A 17,700-nucleotide genomic window follows, 5' to 3' on the forward strand; every position below is an offset into this window, starting at 1 on the left:
CCATGGAAGTCCCCCGGGACGTGCGCCGCGCGCGCCACCTCATCTCCGTCGACGACCTCACCGACCACGAACTGCACCGCGTCGTCGCCCGCGGCGCCGCGTTCTCCGCCGGCCTCGCCGGCCCGGTCCGCCCGCTGGACGGCCTGGTCACCGGCGTCTACTTCGCCAAGACCTCCACCCGCACCCGGACCGCCTTCTCCTCCGGCGCGCTGCGCCTGGGCGCCTCCCTGATCTCCTACGGGCCCGGCGACCTCCAGCTCAACACCGGTGAGACCACCGAGGACACCGGCCGGGTGCTGTCCGGCATGCTCGACGTGCTGGTGGCCCGCACCGCGGGGCCGGAGAAGGAACTGCGCGGCTGGGCGAGCCAGCACCGGATGGCCGTCGTCAACGCCATGACCTCCGAGGAGCACCCCACCCAGGCGCTGACCGACCTGACCACCCTCGTGCGGCACTTCGGCCGCATCGAGGGCCTGCGCGTCCTCTACGCCGGCGAGGGCAACAACACCGCGGCGGCCCTCGCCCTGGCCCTCGGCCGCTACCCCGGTGTCCACCTCGACCTGCGCACCCCGCCCGGCTACGGGCTCACCTCGTCCGTCGCCTCCCGGGCCGCGGCCCACGCCGCCCGCAGCGGCGCCCGGATCACCGAACGGCACGACATGGCCGCCCTCGCGGGGGCGTACGACGTCATCTACACCACCCGCTGGCAGACCACCGGCACCAGCAAGCCGGACGCCAACTGGCGGGAGATCTTCGCGCCGTTCCAGGTCGGCCGGTGGCTGTGGGACGACTCGCCCCGCGCCGTCTTCATGCACGACCTTCCGGCCCATCGCGGCGAGGAGGTCACGGCGGACGTCCTGGACGGCCCGGCGAGCATCGCCTTCGCGCAGGCCACCAACAAGATGCACAGCGCCATGGCGGTCCTGGAGCACGCATGCGCCCCGCTGACGGCCCGGGTGCCCGAACACGCCGTCGCCCGATGAGCGGCACCACGGGTCGTCCGGCCACGGACCCCTCGGAAGTGCCGTGGCTGATGACGCAGGAGACCCGCGAGCCGAGCGGGAGCGGGGTGGGTACGGTCACCGAGGCGTCCGGGCCGGCACAGGCCACCGCACCGGATCCGGCGCCCGCCGAGTCCGCGCCCCACCCGCCGCTGCGCCGCAACCGGGACTTCACCCTGCTGTGGGGCGGCGCCGGACTGTCGCTGCTGGCCGGGCGGGCGACCGCCGTGGCGTATCCGCTGACCGTGCTGTGGGCCACCGGATCGCCGGGGGACGCCGGACTGGTCGGCACCGCGCTGCTGCTGCCGATGCTGCTGATGCAGCTGCCGGGCGGGGTGCTCGTCGACCGCTACGACCGGCGGCGCATCATGATCGGCGCCGGGCTCGGCCAGGCACTGATCGCGGCCGTGGTGACAGCGCTGCTGCTCAGCGGACGCACCTGGCTGTGGGCGCTGCTGGTCGCCGCGTTCGCCGAGGGAGCCCTCGGCGTCCTCCACCAGCTCGCCGAACGGGCCGCCGTGCCGGCCGTCGTGCCGCGCGAACAGCTGCCCGCCGCGCTCACCGGCAACGAGGCCCGCACCCGCGGCGCCGCCATCGCCGGACAGCCGCTCGGCAGCGGACTCGTCGCGCTCGGCGCCTCGCTGCCCTACGCAGCCGCCGCCGTCAGCCAACTGGCCTCCGTCATCTGCCTGTTCGGGGTGCGGGGCAAACTCCAGCAGCAGCGCACCGGACCGCCGGCCCGGCTCGGCACCGAGATCCGCGAGGGCCTGGTGTGGATGTGGCGCCAGCCCTTCCTGCGGGCCGTGATGACCGCCGTCGCGGTCACCAACATCCTCTTCCAGGGCCTCAACCTGGCCGTGATGGCGGGCATCCAGGACCGGCACGGCACTCCCTTCGAAGTCGGCCTGGTGCTCTCGCTCAGCGGCGCCGGCGGACTCGTCGGCGCGATCACCGGCGGCTGGTGGAACACCCGGTTCCCGCTGCGCACCCTGGTCCTGGGCGGACTGCTCGCCTGGACCGCCTTCATGGTCCCGGTGGCCGTCGCCCTGGACACCCCCGTGCTGCTCGGCGCCCTGTTCGCGGCGAGCGGCTACGTCGGCGGTGTCTTCAACGTCGCCGGCGGGGTGCTCCTCGTCAGGGCCGCGCCCGACCAGCTGCGCGGTCGGGCCAACTCCCTGGCCAACCTGGTGGGTTCGGGCGCCATGGCGGCCGGGCCGGTCGCCGCCGGCTTCCTCCTGGAGTCCATGGACGCCCTGCGCACCGCCCTCGTCCTCAGTGCCGTCATGGCGCTCACGGCGCTGGTGGCGCTGGCCTCGCCCGGCCTGCGCGCGGCGCCGTTCCCCGAGCCGGGGGACACCCCCGCCGGCGCCCCCGGGGACACCTCCCGCAAGCGTCCTTGAGACCCCCCGGAAACCGGCTCTGACCTGCCAGTTTCCGGTATAGGTCGCCGATAGGGCCATACGCGAGAGTCATAGCACGCAAGCAATTGGGCCACCGGCCCGCAGCCCCGCCCGACACACCCGTGATTCCGCCTCTTCCGCCCCCGTGTAAGGAGAACGCGCATGACGCTCAACACCCTGGACCGCAGGAGTGCGTTGCGGGCCGCCCTCGGCGTCGCCGGAGCAGCCGCCACGGCGTCGCTCATCGGCGCCACGCCCGCCGAGGCCCACGGCCGCCACCCCCGCCACCCCTCCCTGTCGGAGGTCCCGGGCATGGTCGGCGACCGCTGGGCGAACGAGTTCTGGTACCAGTACGACGAGATGTCGTACTACACCCCGTCCCAGGAGATGAAGGACGCGGTCTACGCCATCGTCGCGCCGTTCGGCGGCTTCACCAAGACCTACGACGCCTGGGTCGAGACCCGCAAGAGCGGCCGCTACCCGCGCAGCTACATGGAGCTGATCAGGCCGAACAAGGCCGCCTTCGAGGTCATCTCGCGCGAGCAGATCAAGGTCTACGACCAGTTCTACGGCCGCGACCCGCGTGGACTGCTCTTCGCCTTCCAGGAGTACGGCCAGGGCACGCTGTTCGACCCGCGCCGCCCGGACGGCCAGAAGGTCCACATGATGAACTACACGCCGCCGTCGCCGACCCACGCCTACCACCGCTGGCACCCCTTCCTGGCCGGCTTCGCGCTCCTCGGCATCAAGCCGCACTACTGGACCCACATCAACCGGCTCGTCGGCGTGGCCTGGGAACTGCAGTCGCTGGCCCAGCCGATCACGGACCGCAACGACAATCCGCACCTGCCGGGGCGCACCGTCCGCCGCGTCACCGCCAAGTGGATGTGCCGCGACCGCGCCGAGCTGGACAAGGCCTTCGACGTCTTTCCCTTCCCGGCCGACCTCGGCAAGTAGCGGCAAGCGGCGGCAGGCACGGACACAACCGGGCAGGGGCGCCCCCCGCGGCGCCCCCACCGGCCCCCGCCGCGACCAAGCTCAGCCCCGCCGCAACCCGGCTCGGCCCCGTCCCGACCCGGCTCCGCCCGTCTCGACCCAGCTCAGGCCCGTCCCAGCGCAGGAGGCACGCTCACCATGCAGGACACTGCCCGCTCCCTCGGATCCTCTCCCCGTATCGGCGTCTGGCTGGTCGGCGCCCGAGGCTCGGTCGCGACCACCGCCGTCGCGGGCGTGGCCGCCATCGCAGCGGGCCTCGCCTCCGCCACCGGATGCGTCACCGAGTCCCCCGACTTCGCCGGCGCCGGTCTGCCGGACCTCGCCGACCTCGTCTTCGGCGGCCACGACGTCGTCGACGTGCCGCTGACGGTGAGGGCGGGCGAACTGGCCCACGCGGGCGTCCTGCCCGCCCCCCTCGTGGCCGCGGTGCGCCCGGCCCTGGAGGCCGCCGACGCCGCGATCCGCGACGGCTCGCCGCTGCCCGACGAGCCCCAGTACACCACCGCGCGCCGCCTCGCGGCCGACATCGACGACTTCCGCACACGGCACGGCCTGGAGCAGGTCGTCGTCGTCAACGTCTCCTCCACCGAGCCGCTGCCCGAGCCCGACCCCGCCTTCCTCGACCTCGCCGACCTCGACAAGGCCCTCGCCGCGAGCACGGACCTGCTGCCGCCGAGCGCGCTGTACGCCTACGCCGCCTTCCACGCCGGCTGCGCCTACGTGAACTTCACCCCCTCCGCCGGTGCCGCGCTGCCCGCCCTGGAGGAACTCGCCCGGCTGCGCGGGGTGCCGCACGCGGGCCGCGACGGCAAGACCGGCGAGACGCTCGTCAAGAGCGCCCTGGCGCCGATGTTCACGCAGCGCGCGCTGCGGCTGCGCTCCTGGTCCGGAACCAACCTGCTCGGCGGCGGTGACGGCGCCACCCTCGCCGACCCGGCCGCCGCGCGCAGCAAGACCGAGTCCAAGCAGCGCGCCCTGGAGGAGACCGTCGGACACGCCGTCGAAGGCGTCGTGCACATCGACAACGTGCCGGAGCTGGGGGAGTGGAAGACCGCCTGGGACCACATCACCTTCGAGGGGTTCCTCGGCGTGCGCATGACCCTCCAGTTCACCTGGCAGGGCTGCGACTCGGCGCTCGCCGCGCCGCTCGTCCTCGACCTGGTCCGGCTCGTCGCGCTGGCCCGCCGCCGCGGGGAGAGCGGGGCGCTGCCCGCGCTCGGCTTCTTCTTCAAGGACCCGGCGGCCTCCGCGGAGCACAACCTGACCCTGCAGTACGGAGCCCTGACCGCGTGGGCGGCCACCTCAGCCGAGCCCGCGCGCCGGTCCGAGGTGGCGCGATGACCACCGCGACCGCTGCGCCGCCCGCCGCCGGCGGCTCCGGCACCCCGGCACCCCCGCGGCCGGGCCCCCGCCGCCGTACCCTGCGTGAACTGACCCGCGGCGCCCGCGACACCCTCACGGCGTGCCGCGCGGCCGCCCGGGCGGCGTCGACGGCGTTCCGGACGGCGCGGGGGACCGAGACCACCCCCTCCGTTTCCCCCCGCCCCCGGTACGACACCGGGTACCGGCCCCGTTCCGTCGCGGTCCGGCAGCACGCCACCGCGGTCGCCGAGCTGGTACGGGCACCCGCCGCGCTCACCGTCCCCGGCGACGTACTGGCCGGCGCGCTCGGCGCCGGACGCCCGGCGGGCGGGCGGACCCTGCTCCTCGCCGCCTCCTCCGTCAGCCTGTACTGGGCCGGCATGGCTCTCAACGACTGGGCCGACCGCGAGGAGGACGCCCGCGAACGCCCCGAACGCCCGGTGCCGTCCGGGCGGATCAGCGCCGGGGCCGCCCTGGGCATCGCCGGCGGGCTCACCGCCACCGGCCTCGCCCTGGGCGCGCTCGCCGGCGGCCGCCGCGTCCTGCTGCGGCGCACCCTGCCGCTCGCGGCCACCGTGTGGGCGTACGACCTGGGCCTGAAGCACACCCCGCTGGGACCCGTCGCGATGGCGGCGGCCCGTGCCCTCGACGTGCTGCACGGCACCGGCCCCTCACCGGCCGGTCCCGCGCTGCACGCCGCGGCCACGGTCGGCGCCCACACCTGGGCGCTGACCCGCCTCAGCCGCCACGAGGTGAACGGCACGGCGGGCCGCGAGCCCCTGCTGTCCCTGGCGGTGACGGCGGCGGTGACCCTGGCGGCGACGGCCGGCACCTCATACGCCTGCGGGCGGGGGCGTCCTGACCCGGCGTCCGCCGCGACGAGGCAGGTGCCGGACGGCCCACCGGCCTCTCTGTCCGCCGTGCCGCGGCACCTCGTCGGCGTCGCGCCGGACGGCCCCCCGGCCGCCCTGTCCGCCGTGCTGCGCCACCTCGCCGGTTCCACCGCGCGGTCGGCTCCCGGCGTCGGCGGCGACGCGCCACGGCCGCCCGGCCGGTCCATCGCCGTGACCGTCCTGACCGCCGCCGTCTACGCGGTCACCTGTGCCCGCGCCCAGTGGGCCGCCCTGCGCGACCCGGACGCCGCGCGGACCCGGGCCGCGGTCGGCGCCGGCATCCACGCGCTGCTGCCCCTCCAGGCCGCCCTCGTCTCCCGCACCGGTTCTCCCGGGCTCGCCGCCCTGCTCGCCGCGGTCCTCCCGCAGACAGCCCGCCTCGCCAGGAAGGTGTCCCCGACATGACAGTCCACCAGGGCCCCCGGCCCGGCACGCACCCGGCTGTCACCGGCGCCGGCCCGGCAGCGACCCGAACCGTCCCCCAGGAGGAGGCACACCCCGCACCAGCGGAGCGCCTCCGCTTCGCCTACGGCACCAACGGCTTCGCCGACCACCGGCTCACCGACGCCCTCGCGGTCCTCGCCGGCCTCGGGTACGACGGGGTGTCGCTCACCCTCGACCACCAGCACCTCGATCCGTACGCGCCCGGCCTGGCGGCCCGTGTCCGGGACGCGGGGCGGGCGATCGGGCGGGCCGGGCTGGCCGTGGTCGTGGAGACCGGGGCGCGCTATCTGCTCGACCCGATGCGCAAGCACCGCCCGACGCTGCTGAGCGCCGAGCCCGAAGGACGGGCCGCCCGGCAGGAGCTGCTGCGGCGCGCGATCGTCATCGGGGCCGAACTGGGCGCCGAGGCCGTGCACTTCTGGAGCGGCACACCCGACCCCGGCACCACCCGCGAGGAGGCGTGGCGGCGGCTGGAGGAGGGCTGCGCGACGGCCCTCACCGACGCCGAGCGGGCCGGGGTCCGGCTCGCGTTCGAGCCGGAGCCGGGCATGCTCGTCGCCGACCTGGCCGGGTACCGCAGGCTGTGGCGGGCGCTGGGCGCACCGGACCGGCTCGGGCTGACCCTGGACATCGGGCACTGCCGGTGCCTGGAACCGTACCCGGAGCCTCGGTGCGTCGAGCTGGCCGCCGACTCGCTGGCCCATGTGCAGATCGAGGACATGCGGCGGGGCGTGCACGAGCACCTGCCGTTCGGCGCGGGGGAGATCGACTTCCCGCCGGTCCTCGACGCGCTGCGCGCGGCCCGCTACCGCGGCCTGGTCTCCGTGGAGCTGCCCCGGCACAGCCACGCCGCGACCGCGACGGCCCGCCACAGCATCGAGTTCCTGCGCGCCGCGGCGGCCCGTACCGCCGTACCCGCGCCCCGCACCCCGCGTGCGCCCGCACACCTCTCGAAGGAGGTCACACCGACATGACCGCACCCACACTGACGCAGGCGCCCGGGGCCGTCCACGACGCCCTGACCGTGCGCACGCTGAGGGAGTCCCTCCTCTCCGTCCTCTCCGCGGACCAGCGGAACCGTTTCGCCCGGGACACCGCCGCCGTCGCCGAACAGGGCGCCGCCGCCCTGGACACCCGCTTCCCCGCCGCCGGCCGGTACTACGGCCGCGGCCCGCTGCCCGGCTGGGCCGGCTGGAGCGTGGAGGACGGCATCCGTACCGTCCTGCTGCTGCGGCTCCCCGCGCAGGACGGCGACCTGGCCGCGGAGGCCGCGGCCCGCTACCACGGCGGCGACGCCGCCGAGCGCCGGGGCGTCCTGCGCGCCCTGCCCTTCCTGCGCATCGGCGCCGCCGGCCTGACGCTCACCGACGACGCACTGCGCACCAACGACACCCGGCTGATCTCGGCCGCGCTCGGCCCGTACGCGCGCGCCCACCTGGACCAGTACCGCTGGCGCCAGGCCGTACTGAAGTGCCTGTTCACCGGCATCCCGCTGCACCGGGTCGCAGGGCTGCACGAACGCCGTGACGCCGAACTCGCCCGCATGGCACAGGGATTCGCCGAGGAACGGCGGGCCGCGGGCCGTACCGTACCGGCCGACCTGTGGCTCGTCGCCACGCAGGAAGCCGCGGACGTCACCGCGGACCGCGCCCCGTACGACGCCTGACCCCACCCACCCCGAGCGGAAGCCACGGCCATGCGCATCTTCGATCCCCACATCCACATGACGTCCCGTACGACGGACGACTACAAGGCGATGCACGCCGCGGGCGTCCGGGCCCTGGTGGAGCCGGCGTTCTGGCTCGGCCAGCCCCGCACCCACCCGGCGAGCTTCACCGACTACTTCGACTCCCTGCTGGGCTGGGAGCCCTACCGGGCCGCCCAGTTCGGCATCCGCCACTACTGCACGATCGGCCTGAACCCCAAGGAGGCCAACGACCCGCGCTGCCTGCCGGTCCTGGACCTGCTGCCGCGCTACCTGGCCAAGGACGGTGTGGTCGCGGTGGGCGAAATCGGCTACGACACCGTCACCGACGCCGAGGAATTCGCCTTCGCCCGGCAGCTGGAACTCGCCGCGGAGCACGGTCTTCCCGCCCTGGTGCACACCCCGCACCGCGACAAGGCGGGCGGTACCGGGCGTTCCCTGGACGTGATCCGCGCCTCCGGCATCGACCCGGCCCTGGTCGTCCTGGACCACCTCAACGAGCTCACCGTCGGCGAGGTCGCCGACAGCGGCTGCTGGATGGGCTTCTCCATCTACCCCGACACCAAGATGACCGCCGAGCGCATGGTCGCCGTCCTGAAACGGTTCGGCACCGAGCGCGTGCTCGTCAACTCGGCTGCCGACTGGGGCCACAGCGACCCGCTGCTGACCCGCGCCACCGCCGAGGCGATGCTCGCCGCCGGCTTCGACGAGGACGACGTGGACCGGGTCCTGTGGCGCAACCCCGTCAGCTTCTACGGGCAGTCGGGCCGCCTCGACCTCGACGGATACAACGAGACCCAGGCCGCCGGCCTGTTCGCGGGCAACTCCATCGCCCGCGGTGGGAGCTGAGGTCCCCTCATGCGCTTTCGACACCCCGACGGCAGCACCGTCCACCTGGCGTACTGCACCAACGTGCACCCCGCCGAGACCCTCGACGGCATCGTCGGCCAGCTCGCCGCGTACGCCGAACCGGTGCGCGTCGCCGCCGGCGCCCGGCTGATCGGCATCGGCCTGTGGCTGCCCGCCGAGACGGCCGGCGCGCTGGCCGCCGACCCGGCCGGCGTGGCCCGGCTGCGCCGCGAGCTGAGCACCCGCGGCCTGGAGACGGTCACCCTCAACGGCTTTCCCTACCGGGGCTTCCACGCTCCCGTCGTCAAACGGGCCGTGTACTACCCGGACTGGTCGGAACCGGCCCGTCTGGAGTACACGCTGAACCTGGCCCGGGTGCTCGCCGGACTGCTGCCCGAGGGCACGTCACGCGGCTCCATCTCCACCCTGCCGCTGGCCTGGCGCACCGTGTGGACCTCGGCGCAGCGCACCACAGCGGCCCGGCAGCTGGACGCGCTCGCGGAGGGGCTCAAGCAGATCGCCGCCGACACCGGCAAGACCATACGGGTCGGCATCGAACCGGAGCCCGGCTGCGTGGCGGAGACCACCGAGCAGGCCGTCGACGTGCTGGCCGGTACCGACCCGCAGTGGATCGGCGTCTGCCTCGACGCCTGTCACCTCGCCGTCGCCCACGAGGAACCGGCCGCCGCGCTGGCCCGGCTGCGCGAGGCGGGCGTCCCGGTGGTCAAACTCCAGGCGTCCACCGCGCTGGAGGTCCCCGACCCCGCCCAGGACTCCGTACGCGAGGTGCTCGCACCCTTCGCGGAGCGGCGGTTCCTGCACCAGACCAGGGAGGCGGGCCCCGGCGGGACACTGCTGGCCTGCGACGACCTCGGGGGCGCGCTCGCCGGCGCGCTGCCGGGCCGGGCGCCCTGGCGCATCCACTACCACGTGCCGCTGCACCAGGAGCCACCGCCGCCGCTGGCCGGCACCCGCGAGGTGCTGCGCGCGACCCTGCGGACGCTGTTCGCGGGGGAGCGGGCGGTCACCGACCACGTCGAGGTGGAGACCTACACCTGGTCCGTGCTGCCCGGCCACCACGACGACGCCCTCGTGGCCGGCCTGGCCGCGGAAATGACCTGGATGCGCGACGAGTTGACGGCCCTGGGTCTCACGCAGGTGACGTCGTGACCGGCGACGGGACGGGCCGGCAGGTCGCCGTCCTGTGCACGGTCGGCCTGACCCGGCGGCTGCTCGACGAGATGCCCCATCTCCGCGCGATCGGCGAACAGGGCTTCACCGCCCGCCTGGACACGGTCTTCCCGGCCGTCACCGCGACCGTGCAGGCCACCCTGACCACGGGGTCGCTGCCGCGCGAGCACGGGGCGGTGGCCAACGGCTGGTACCACCGCGACCAGGGCGAGGTCATGATGTGGCGCCAGCACAACGGGCTGGTGCACGGCGAGAAGGTGTGGCAGGCGGCCCGCCGCCGCGACCCGGAGCACTCCACCGCCTACCTGTGCTGGTGGTGGGCGATGGGCGCCGACGTCGACACCGTCCTCACCCCCCGCCCCGTCTACCACCACGACGGCCGCAAGTCCCCGGACTGCTACACCGTCCCCGCCTCTCTGCGCGACGAACTCACCGTCGCGCAGGGCGACTTCCCGCTCTTCCAGTACTGGGGCCCGACCGCGTCGATCGCCTCCACCCGCTGGATCGCGGGCGCCGCCCGCTACGTCGTCGACCGCCGCCGCCCCGACCTCACCTTCGTCTACGTCCCGCACCTCGACTACGACCTCCAGCGGTACGGCCCCGACAGCCCGCAGGCCGTCCGCGCCGCCCGGGAGACCGACGCGGCCCTCGCCCCGCTCCTCACCGACCTGCGGGAGCGCGGCACGACGGTGGTCGCGCTGAGCGAGTACGGCATCAGCCCGGTGAGCCGGCCCGTCGACATCAACCGCGCCCTGCGCCGCGAGGGACTGCTCTCGGTGTCCACCCAGCGGGGCATGGAGTACCTCGACCCGCACACCTCGCGGGCGTTCGCCGTCGCCGACCACCAGGCCGCCCACGTCTACGTGGCCGACTCCACCGACGTCCCGAGGGTGCGGGACGTGCTGAAGGCGCTGGACGGTGTCGACGAGATCTGGGACCGCGCCCAGCAGGCCGACCACGGCATCGACCACCCCAACTCCGGTGAGCTGGTGGTGGTCTCGGAACCGGACGCCTGGTTCACCTATTACTACTGGCTCGACGACGCCCGCGCACCCGACTTCGCGCGCGGCGTCGACATCCACCGCAAGCCGGGCTACGACCCCGCCGAGCTCTTCTTCGACCCGTCGATCCCGGCGGTGAAGGCGAAGGCGGCACTGACCGTGCTGCGGAAGAAGGCCGGGATGCGCGCACCGCTGACCGTGGTGCCGCTCGATCCCGGCCTGGTCAGGGGCAGCCACGGACGGCTGCCCTCCGACGACCGGGACGGGCCGCTGCTGCTGTGCTCCGACCCGGCCCAGGAACGGGACCGCTACCACGCCACCGAGGTGAAGGAACTCCTCCTGCGCCTCAACGGACTGGCCTGAGACCGGCCGTGACGAGAAGAGAGGAGGAGAGATGGCATCACTATCGGCCCCGGCCGCAGCACACATCGATCACGCGGCGGACATCAGCGACGTGTACGTGCCGGAGACGGCACGCACGGTGGTGGCCCGGCTGGGGGAGAACGGCGCGGCACACGTGTGGTGGTGGCCGCTGAACGAGGCCGTGGACCCCGTCGACTTCGCGCTGCTGGACGAGGCGGAACGGGCCCGTGCCCGCCGCTTCCACGCGGCGCGGGACGCGGCGGCCTTCACGACCACCCGGGCCGGCGCACGCCGGGCCGTGGCACAACTGCTGGGCGTGGCCCCGCAGTCCGTCCGCTTCGGCCGGCGCATCTGCCCCGGCTGCGGTGACGCCGAACACGGCCCGCCCGCGGTCGTCCGGCCGCCCGTCCCGCTCGCGGTCAGCCTGTCCCGCACCACCGGCTGCGGTGTGCTGGCGGTCAGGGCGGGCGACTGGGTGGGCGTCGACGTGGAGGCGTACCGCACGGTGGAGTCCGCGGCACTGGCGGAGCTCGTCCTGACGCCGGACGAACGCGAACAGCTCCTGTCCTTCGCGGAGGGCCCGGAGCGCACCAGAACCTTCCACCGGGCCTGGACCCGGAAGGAGGCGGTCGTCAAGGCGGTCGGCCTGGGCCTGATGGGCATGCCGCTGAACACCCTGGAGGTCGACCCCTCCGCGGACGGCCCGCTGACCGTGCGCCACGTGCACCGCGAGCGCACCACGACCTGGCACGTCGAGGACCTGCACCTGCCGGGCCCCTGGTCGGCCTCCCTGTCCCGCCCGTCCGCCGGCCTGCTGGGCCCCGTCCACGTCCATCCGCCCGCCTGACCCCCGTACCGGCCCCGTCGGTACGGCCCGCCCCGGGGAGCGTCCCCCGGCTCCCGGGGCACCACGGTTCCCGGCCCCCGGCCCTCCCCGGCGGAGGCCGGGAACCGTCCCGGTCGGCATCCCCGCGAGGGAGGAACGATGACCCACACCATCGGCACCGGCAGCCCGGTCCTGACCCCGCCCCCCGAACCGCCGCCCATCCGCAAGGGCCCCCCGCACACCCCGTCCCCCGGCGCCGCTCTGATCGGCGGCGGACTGGCCGCGGCCGGTGCCGCCCTGCTGACCGGCGTGCTCGCCGCGGGCGCCCTGCGCGACTTCCTGGACCGGATGGCCGGCGTCGTCGCCCTGGTCGCCCTGTCCGCCGCCGTCATGCTCGGCCTGGCCTCCGCCCTGCGCGGACTGCTGCCGCCGCCGGTCCGCTCGCACGCGCAGCGCCTGCACCGGGCGGTCGGCGTGGTGGGCGTCGGCGCGCTGCTGACCCACATCGGCGTGAAGGTGGCGGGCGGCCGGGTGGACGCCGCGGCCGCCGCGCTCGGCTGGGGCAGCGGCGACGCCCTGGTCGGCCTGGGCACCCTCGCCTGCCACCTCTTCCTGCTCGCCCTCGCCACCGGCGTCTGGCGCGGCGTCTTCGCGCGACGCCGCTGGATCCGCCCGTTCCGCATCCTCCACGGAGCCTCCTACGCCGCCTGGGCCGCCGCCATGGCCCACGGCCTCACGGCGGGCCGCTCCCCGGCCCCCTGGGTCGTCGCCGCCTATATGACGAGCGCCGCGGCGGTGGCGGCCACGCTGATCCTGCGCCGGGTCAGACGCCGCACCTGACACCGAACGCGGCCGACCACCACCACGGCGCCCGCCGGTCCGGCCGATGGCCGCCACCGGCGGGCGCCGCAGTCGATCCCGACGCGCTGAGCGAGGGCGTCCGTGACAGGCCGCCGCTGCCGGCCCGGCCGGACCCCGCCCACCAAGCCGCGCTCAAGGACCTCTCCGGAGCCCAGGCCGGGCCACCGCACCTGTCTGCTTTCGGACGATCCTCCGCGTCATCGACCGAAACCCATGCCCTGATCCACCCCTACGGGTCCTTCCCATAGGGCCGATATAGATCGGGCGGCGAGGTTCGATGCGATGCACTTGCGCTGTCGGCGGAGGTGCTCACCGCCCCCGCGACGATGGATGGAGAGGACAGTCACGCATGATGACCGAGAGGACCAACACCGAGCCGCGCAGCGGCACCGTCACCCGGAGCCACGCCCTGCGGCTGGACGAGGTCAGCAAGGTCTACGGCAGGAACGGCCGTGGCGTCCGGGCCCTCGACGGCGTTTCCGTGGGCATCGAGCGCGGCTCGTTCACCGCGGTCATGGGCCCGTCCGGCTCCGGCAAGTCGACCTTCCTGCACTGCGCCGCCGGCCTCGACAAGCCGACCTCCGGCCGCGCCTGGATCGGTGACACCGAGCTCGGAGGGATGAACGAGACCCAGCTGACCAAGCTGCGGCGCCAGCGCATCGGATTCGTCTTCCAGGCGTTCAACCTGATCTCGTCCCTGTCCGTGCGCCAGAACGTCGAGCTGCCCCTGCGGCTGGCCGGCGAGCGCCTGGACAAGCGGTGGCTGGAGGAGATCCTGACCCGCGTCGGCCTCGGCGGCCGGGCCGGCCACCGCCCCGCCGAACTCTCCGGCGGCCAGCAGCAGCGCGTGGCCATCGCCCGCGCCCTGATCACCCGCCCCGACGTCATCTTCGGCGACGAGCCGACCGGCGCCCTGGACACCGTCACGGCGAAGGAGATCCTCTCGCTGCTGCGGTCCTGCGTGGACGACACCGGCCAGACCGTCGTCATGGTCACCCACGACCCGATCGCCGCCTCGTACGCCGACACCGTCCTGTTCCTCGCCGACGGCCGCCTGGCCGACCGTATGCACGCCCCGACCGCCGAGCGCGTCGCGGACCGGATGACGCACCTGGGAGCGTGGGCCTGATGCTGCGTTACGCCTTCCAGACCCTCAAGGCGCGCAAGGGCGGATTCATCGGCGCGTTCCTGGCGCTGATGTGCGCCGCCGCCCTGGTCACCGCGTGCGGCATCCTCCTGGAGACCGGCCTGCGCGGCACCATCGGCACCGAGCGGTACGCCGCCGCCCCGGTGATCGTCGGCGGCGACCAGAACGTCCACCAGACCACCGTCAAGAAGAAGAAGGGCAAGACCAAGACCAAGCACAAGGCAAAGCCGCTCGGCGAACGCGTCTGGCTGCCCGGCTCCACCGTCACCGCGCTGGAGAAGGTGCCCGGCGCCCGGGCCGTCGTACCCGAGATCACCTTCCCCGCGTACGCGGTCGGTCCCGACGGCCGCGTCGTCCAGGGCGTCGACGGCAAGCCCTCCTACGGGCACGCCTGGGCCTCGGCCGCCCTCACCCCGTTCAAGCTGGTCGAAGGCGGCGCGCCCGCGTCCGCCGCCGACGTCGTCGTGGACCGCGAACTCGCGGGCCGCACCGGCCTGAAGCCGGGCTCGAAGCTCACCGTGCAGTCGACCGACGCCCCCCGCACCTACACCGTCAGCGGCATCGCGGCACCCGCCGGCGGCGACCTGAAGCAGCAGACCTCGCTGTTCTTCTCCACCCCCGAGGCCCAGCGGCTCTCCGGCCGCGACGGGCAGATCACCGCGGTCGGCGTGCTGCCCGCGAAGGGCGTCGGCACCGCCGAACTGGCGGACCAGGTGACGAAGGCGCTGGACGGCACCACCGCCCAGGTCGTCACCGGCGGCGACCGCGGCCCGGTCGAGTTCCTGGACGCGGCGAAGGCCCGCATCAAGCTCGTCTCCATGGGCGGCGCCATCGGCGGCACCTCGCTGCTGGTCGCGATCCTCGTGGTCGTGGGCACCTTCGCCCTCTCCATCCAGCAGCGCTACCGCGAACTGGCCCTGCTGCGCGCCATCGCCGCCACCCCCAAGCAGGTACGGCAGCTCATCGGCCGCGAGGCCCTGATCGTCGGTCTGCTCGCCGGGGTGCTCGGCGCCGCCGCCGGACTGCCGATCGCGTACTGGCTGCACCACAAGTTCGTCGGCTTCGGAACCATCCCCGACACCCTCGAGGTCACCTTCAGCTTCTTCCCGTTCGCCGCCGCCATCGGCGCCGCCCTGCTGGGCGCCTGGGCCGCGGCCCGTATCTCCGCCCGCCGCACCGCCCGTATCCGGCCCGCCGAGGCGCTCGCCGAATCCGCCATGGAGCGGACCGGCTTCGCATGGGGCCGCTTCCTCGCCGGAGCGCTCACCCTGGCCGGCGGAATCGTGCTGCTGGCCGTGCTGAGCGTGCTGAAGACGGAGCCGGCGTCCACGCCGGTGACGTTCCTGACCGTCGTGGTGCTGGCGGTCGCGGTCGCCCTGCTCGGCCCGGTCATCGCCCGGCTCGCCGTCGCGGTCCTGGGCGTGCCGCTGCGCGCCTCGCGCGTCGCCGGCCACCTCGCCACGGCCAACGTCCGCGCCAACACCAAACGGATGGCGTCCGCGATCACGCCGCTTGCCCTGCTCATCGGCATGGCCTGCACGGTGCTGTTCGTGCAGACCACGATGGGCGACGCCGCCTCGGCCCAGGCCAAGGACGGCAACCGGGCCGACTGGGTCGTCGCCTCCTCCGGCCCCGGCGTGCCCGAGCAGGCCGCCGACGCCCTGCGCGCCACCCCCGGCGTCACCGCGATCACCGAGGTGGTCCGTACCACCGTCCGCGTCGGCCTCGACAAGTACCCCTCGCAGGGCCTGTCCACGGACGGCCTGCGCAAGAACTGGGACCCGGACGTCAGCGAGGGAACACTGGCCGGGTTCGGCACCCGCAGCGTCGCGCTCAGCGAGGTCGCCGCCGACCACCTCGGCAAGAAGCCCGGCGACTCCCTCAAGATCACCCTCGGCGACGGCACCGTGGTCACCTTGAAGGTGGCCGCCGTCTACGCCCGCGGACTCGGCTTCGGCGACCTGACCATGGCCCACGATCTGGTCGCGCGGCACGTCGACAACCCGCTCGCCTCCTCCGTCCTCGTCAAGACCGCCGACGACGGCAGGGTGGGCCGCGAGCAGCTCCAGAAGGCCGTCGGCGCGTTCCCGGGCGTGGGCGTCCTGGACCGCGGCCAGGTCGAGGACCTCCAGGCCGAGGTGCAGCAGTCCAACGCCGAGGTCAACTACGTCGCCATGGGGCTGATCATCGCGTTCACCGCGATCGCCGTGGTCAACACGCTCGCCATGTCGGTCTCCGACCGTTTCCGCGAGTTCGCCCTGCTGCGCCTGGTCGGCACCACCCGCCGGCAGGTCATGGGCATGCTGCGCATCGAGTCCCTGGTCGTGGTGCTCATCGCCGCGGCGCTCGGCAGCGGCATCGCCTTCGCCGTCCTGACCGCGTTCAGCATCGGCATGACGGGCTCCGCGGCCCCCTCCGTCGACCCGTGGATGTACCTGGGTGTCCTCGGCTTCGCCGGTGTCCTGGCCCTGCTGGCGACGGTCGTGCCGGGCCGGCTGTCGCTGACCGGTCGCCCCGCGGACGTCATCGGCTCCCGTCAGTGACGGCACCGCGCCGCAGCACTCACGGCTGAAGGGCCGGCCCCGCGGGGCCGGCCCTTCAGCCGTGAGTCGCCTTCACCGCCTTGTCCTAGTTCAGGACCGGGCCACCGCCCCTGCGGTCCACCCGGCTACGGCGGTTGTCCAGGTGCGCGTAGACCCGCTCCAGCCAGCGGTCCGCGCCGTCGTAGCGCGGAACGAAGGAGGTACGGCCGTGCACCGCGATCCGGTTGTCCACGACGGCGAAGTCACCGACCCGCAGCCGGTGCGCCGTCATCGTCTCGACCAACGCGTCCCGCAGCTCCGCCATCGCCGCCTTCGCCGGGTCGTCCAGCGGGTGGGTGGCGGCGAAGTCGACCAGCACGTTGGGGTCCTCCCGGTCGCCCAGGAGCACCGGGTGCGCCGACCGGACGCTGTCGAGGCTGCCGAACGACGGCGGCGGCTCGGTCAGGAACCGCGGCTCGGCGAGCACCCGGCGCGCCTCCTCCGACAGCAGCGGCAGCGCGCGGCGGACGGAGGAGGTGCACAATTTCGCGTCGCCGGTCGGGTCCTCCCGTATGCAGAGCAGCCCCACGTAATCGGGCCGGTTGTCGTGGAAGGCGTTTTCCACGTGCAATTCCAGCAGTACGGAACCGGCGTTGCTCTGTGATTCCTCCCGGCCCGGCACCGGCACCACGTTCTGCACCAGGGCGCCGTTCTTCTCGCTCCGGAAAGCGATCACCTCACCGAGTTGCAGCATCAGCGAGGTGATGACGGAGGCCGCGGTCGTCGGAACGCGCTCGACGGAATTCGGCACACTCGGAGTGGGCGGCAGCGGATCACCCGCCACCACCGGCAGATTGCGCAGCAGCAGCACCCCGTCCTGACCCGGATCGTGCCGGAACGCGCGCAGCGTGGCCAGCAGCGTGCGCGGCATCGACGAGGAGGCGGCGAGGGCCGCGCCCAGCCATTCGGAGCTGTCGATGAGCGGATGCGCCGGGCCGGTCAGCCGGCGGGTCAGGGCCACCAGCTGCTCCCTTTCCCGTTCGCTGAGTTCATACCCGGTCACCGTGCTCGAGGCGGCCGGCCCCAGCATCTGAATCTGAGTCATGAGAGAGATTCCTCAGGTGGTTGTCGGCAATGTC

Annotated in this window: 15 protein-coding genes; 14 read left to right on the top strand and 1 reads right to left on the bottom strand. The window is 74.2% G+C overall.

Going from position 1 to position 17,700, the window contains the following annotated elements; genetic code table 11:
* Positions 1-2 precede the first annotated feature (2 nt).
* From AB0I06_RS29745 to AB0I06_RS29810, 14 genes are all read left to right on the top strand, one after another.
* Complete coding sequence (locus AB0I06_RS29745; protein ID WP_363121927.1) at positions 3-983, top strand: ornithine carbamoyltransferase; 981 nt, start codon at positions 3-5, stop codon at positions 981-983.
* On the top strand, positions 980-2,401 hold the full coding sequence (locus tag AB0I06_RS29750) for an MFS transporter (protein WP_363121928.1): 1,422 nt from the start codon (positions 980-982) through the stop codon (positions 2,399-2,401). Before AB0I06_RS29745 ends, AB0I06_RS29750 begins: the two co-directional genes overlap by 4 nt.
* 162 nt (positions 2,402-2,563) lie before the next feature.
* Complete coding sequence (locus AB0I06_RS29755; RefSeq protein ID WP_363121929.1) at positions 2,564-3,358, top strand: Tat pathway signal sequence domain protein; 795 nt, start codon at positions 2,564-2,566, stop codon at positions 3,356-3,358.
* A gap of 177 nt (positions 3,359-3,535) precedes the next feature.
* The gene (locus tag AB0I06_RS29760) at positions 3,536-4,738 is read left to right on the top strand and encodes an inositol-3-phosphate synthase (protein WP_363121930.1); all 1,203 of its coding nucleotides are present in this window, start codon (positions 3,536-3,538) and stop codon (positions 4,736-4,738) included.
* Positions 4,735-6,057: an SCO3242 family prenyltransferase gene (locus AB0I06_RS29765; RefSeq protein WP_363121931.1), complete on the top strand. Its 1,323-nt coding sequence runs from the start codon at positions 4,735-4,737 to the stop codon at positions 6,055-6,057. Before AB0I06_RS29760 ends, AB0I06_RS29765 begins: the two co-directional genes overlap by 4 nt.
* Positions 6,054-7,070 (top strand): sugar phosphate isomerase/epimerase family protein, encoded by a 1,017-nt coding sequence (locus AB0I06_RS29770; RefSeq protein ID WP_363121932.1) that lies wholly within the window; start codon positions 6,054-6,056, stop codon positions 7,068-7,070. The genes AB0I06_RS29765 and AB0I06_RS29770 overlap by 4 nt, the downstream gene beginning before the upstream one ends.
* On the top strand, positions 7,067-7,762 hold the full coding sequence (locus AB0I06_RS29775; RefSeq protein WP_363121933.1) for an EboA domain-containing protein: 696 nt from the start codon (positions 7,067-7,069) through the stop codon (positions 7,760-7,762). Before AB0I06_RS29770 ends, AB0I06_RS29775 begins: the two co-directional genes overlap by 4 nt.
* Positions 7,763-7,792: 30 nt before the next feature.
* Entirely contained in the window at positions 7,793-8,650 is an 858-nt protein-coding gene (locus tag AB0I06_RS29780) for a TatD family hydrolase (RefSeq protein ID WP_363121934.1), read from the top strand.
* A 9-nt stretch (positions 8,651-8,659) separates the two neighbouring features.
* Positions 8,660-9,820 carry a metabolite traffic protein EboE gene (gene eboE, locus AB0I06_RS29785; protein ID WP_363121935.1) on the top strand — a complete coding sequence of 387 codons (1,161 nt, stop codon included), beginning with the start codon at positions 8,660-8,662 and terminating at the stop codon, positions 9,818-9,820.
* Complete coding sequence (locus AB0I06_RS29790) at positions 9,817-11,205, top strand: nucleotide pyrophosphatase/phosphodiesterase family protein (protein ID WP_363121936.1); 1,389 nt, start codon at positions 9,817-9,819, stop codon at positions 11,203-11,205. The genes eboE and AB0I06_RS29790 overlap by 4 nt, the downstream gene beginning before the upstream one ends.
* A gap of 31 nt (positions 11,206-11,236) precedes the next feature.
* On the top strand, positions 11,237-12,052 hold the full coding sequence (locus AB0I06_RS29795; protein WP_363121937.1) for a 4'-phosphopantetheinyl transferase superfamily protein: 816 nt from the start codon (positions 11,237-11,239) through the stop codon (positions 12,050-12,052).
* A 138-nt stretch (positions 12,053-12,190) separates the two neighbouring features.
* Positions 12,191-12,871, top strand: coding sequence for a hypothetical protein (locus tag AB0I06_RS29800; protein ID WP_363121938.1), 681 nt, complete (start codon positions 12,191-12,193; stop codon positions 12,869-12,871).
* A 370-nt stretch (positions 12,872-13,241) separates the two neighbouring features.
* Entirely contained in the window at positions 13,242-14,021 is a 780-nt protein-coding gene (locus tag AB0I06_RS29805) for an ABC transporter ATP-binding protein (protein ID WP_363121939.1), read from the top strand.
* A complete protein-coding gene (locus AB0I06_RS29810) occupies positions 14,021-16,582 on the top strand; it encodes an FtsX-like permease family protein (protein WP_363121940.1) in 2,562 nt (853 codons plus the stop codon). The genes AB0I06_RS29805 and AB0I06_RS29810 overlap by 1 nt, the downstream gene beginning before the upstream one ends.
* Positions 16,583-16,667: 85 nt before the next feature.
* Here AB0I06_RS29810 and AB0I06_RS29815 read toward each other — a convergent pair whose 3' ends face one another.
* Entirely contained in the window at positions 16,668-17,666 is a 999-nt protein-coding gene (locus AB0I06_RS29815) for a TauD/TfdA family dioxygenase (protein ID WP_363121941.1), read from the bottom strand.
* Positions 17,667-17,700 lie beyond the last annotated feature (34 nt).

This window comes from Streptomyces sp. NPDC050674, assembly GCF_040654575.1.
GTDB lineage: Bacteria > Actinomycetota > Actinomycetes > Streptomycetales > Streptomycetaceae > Streptomyces.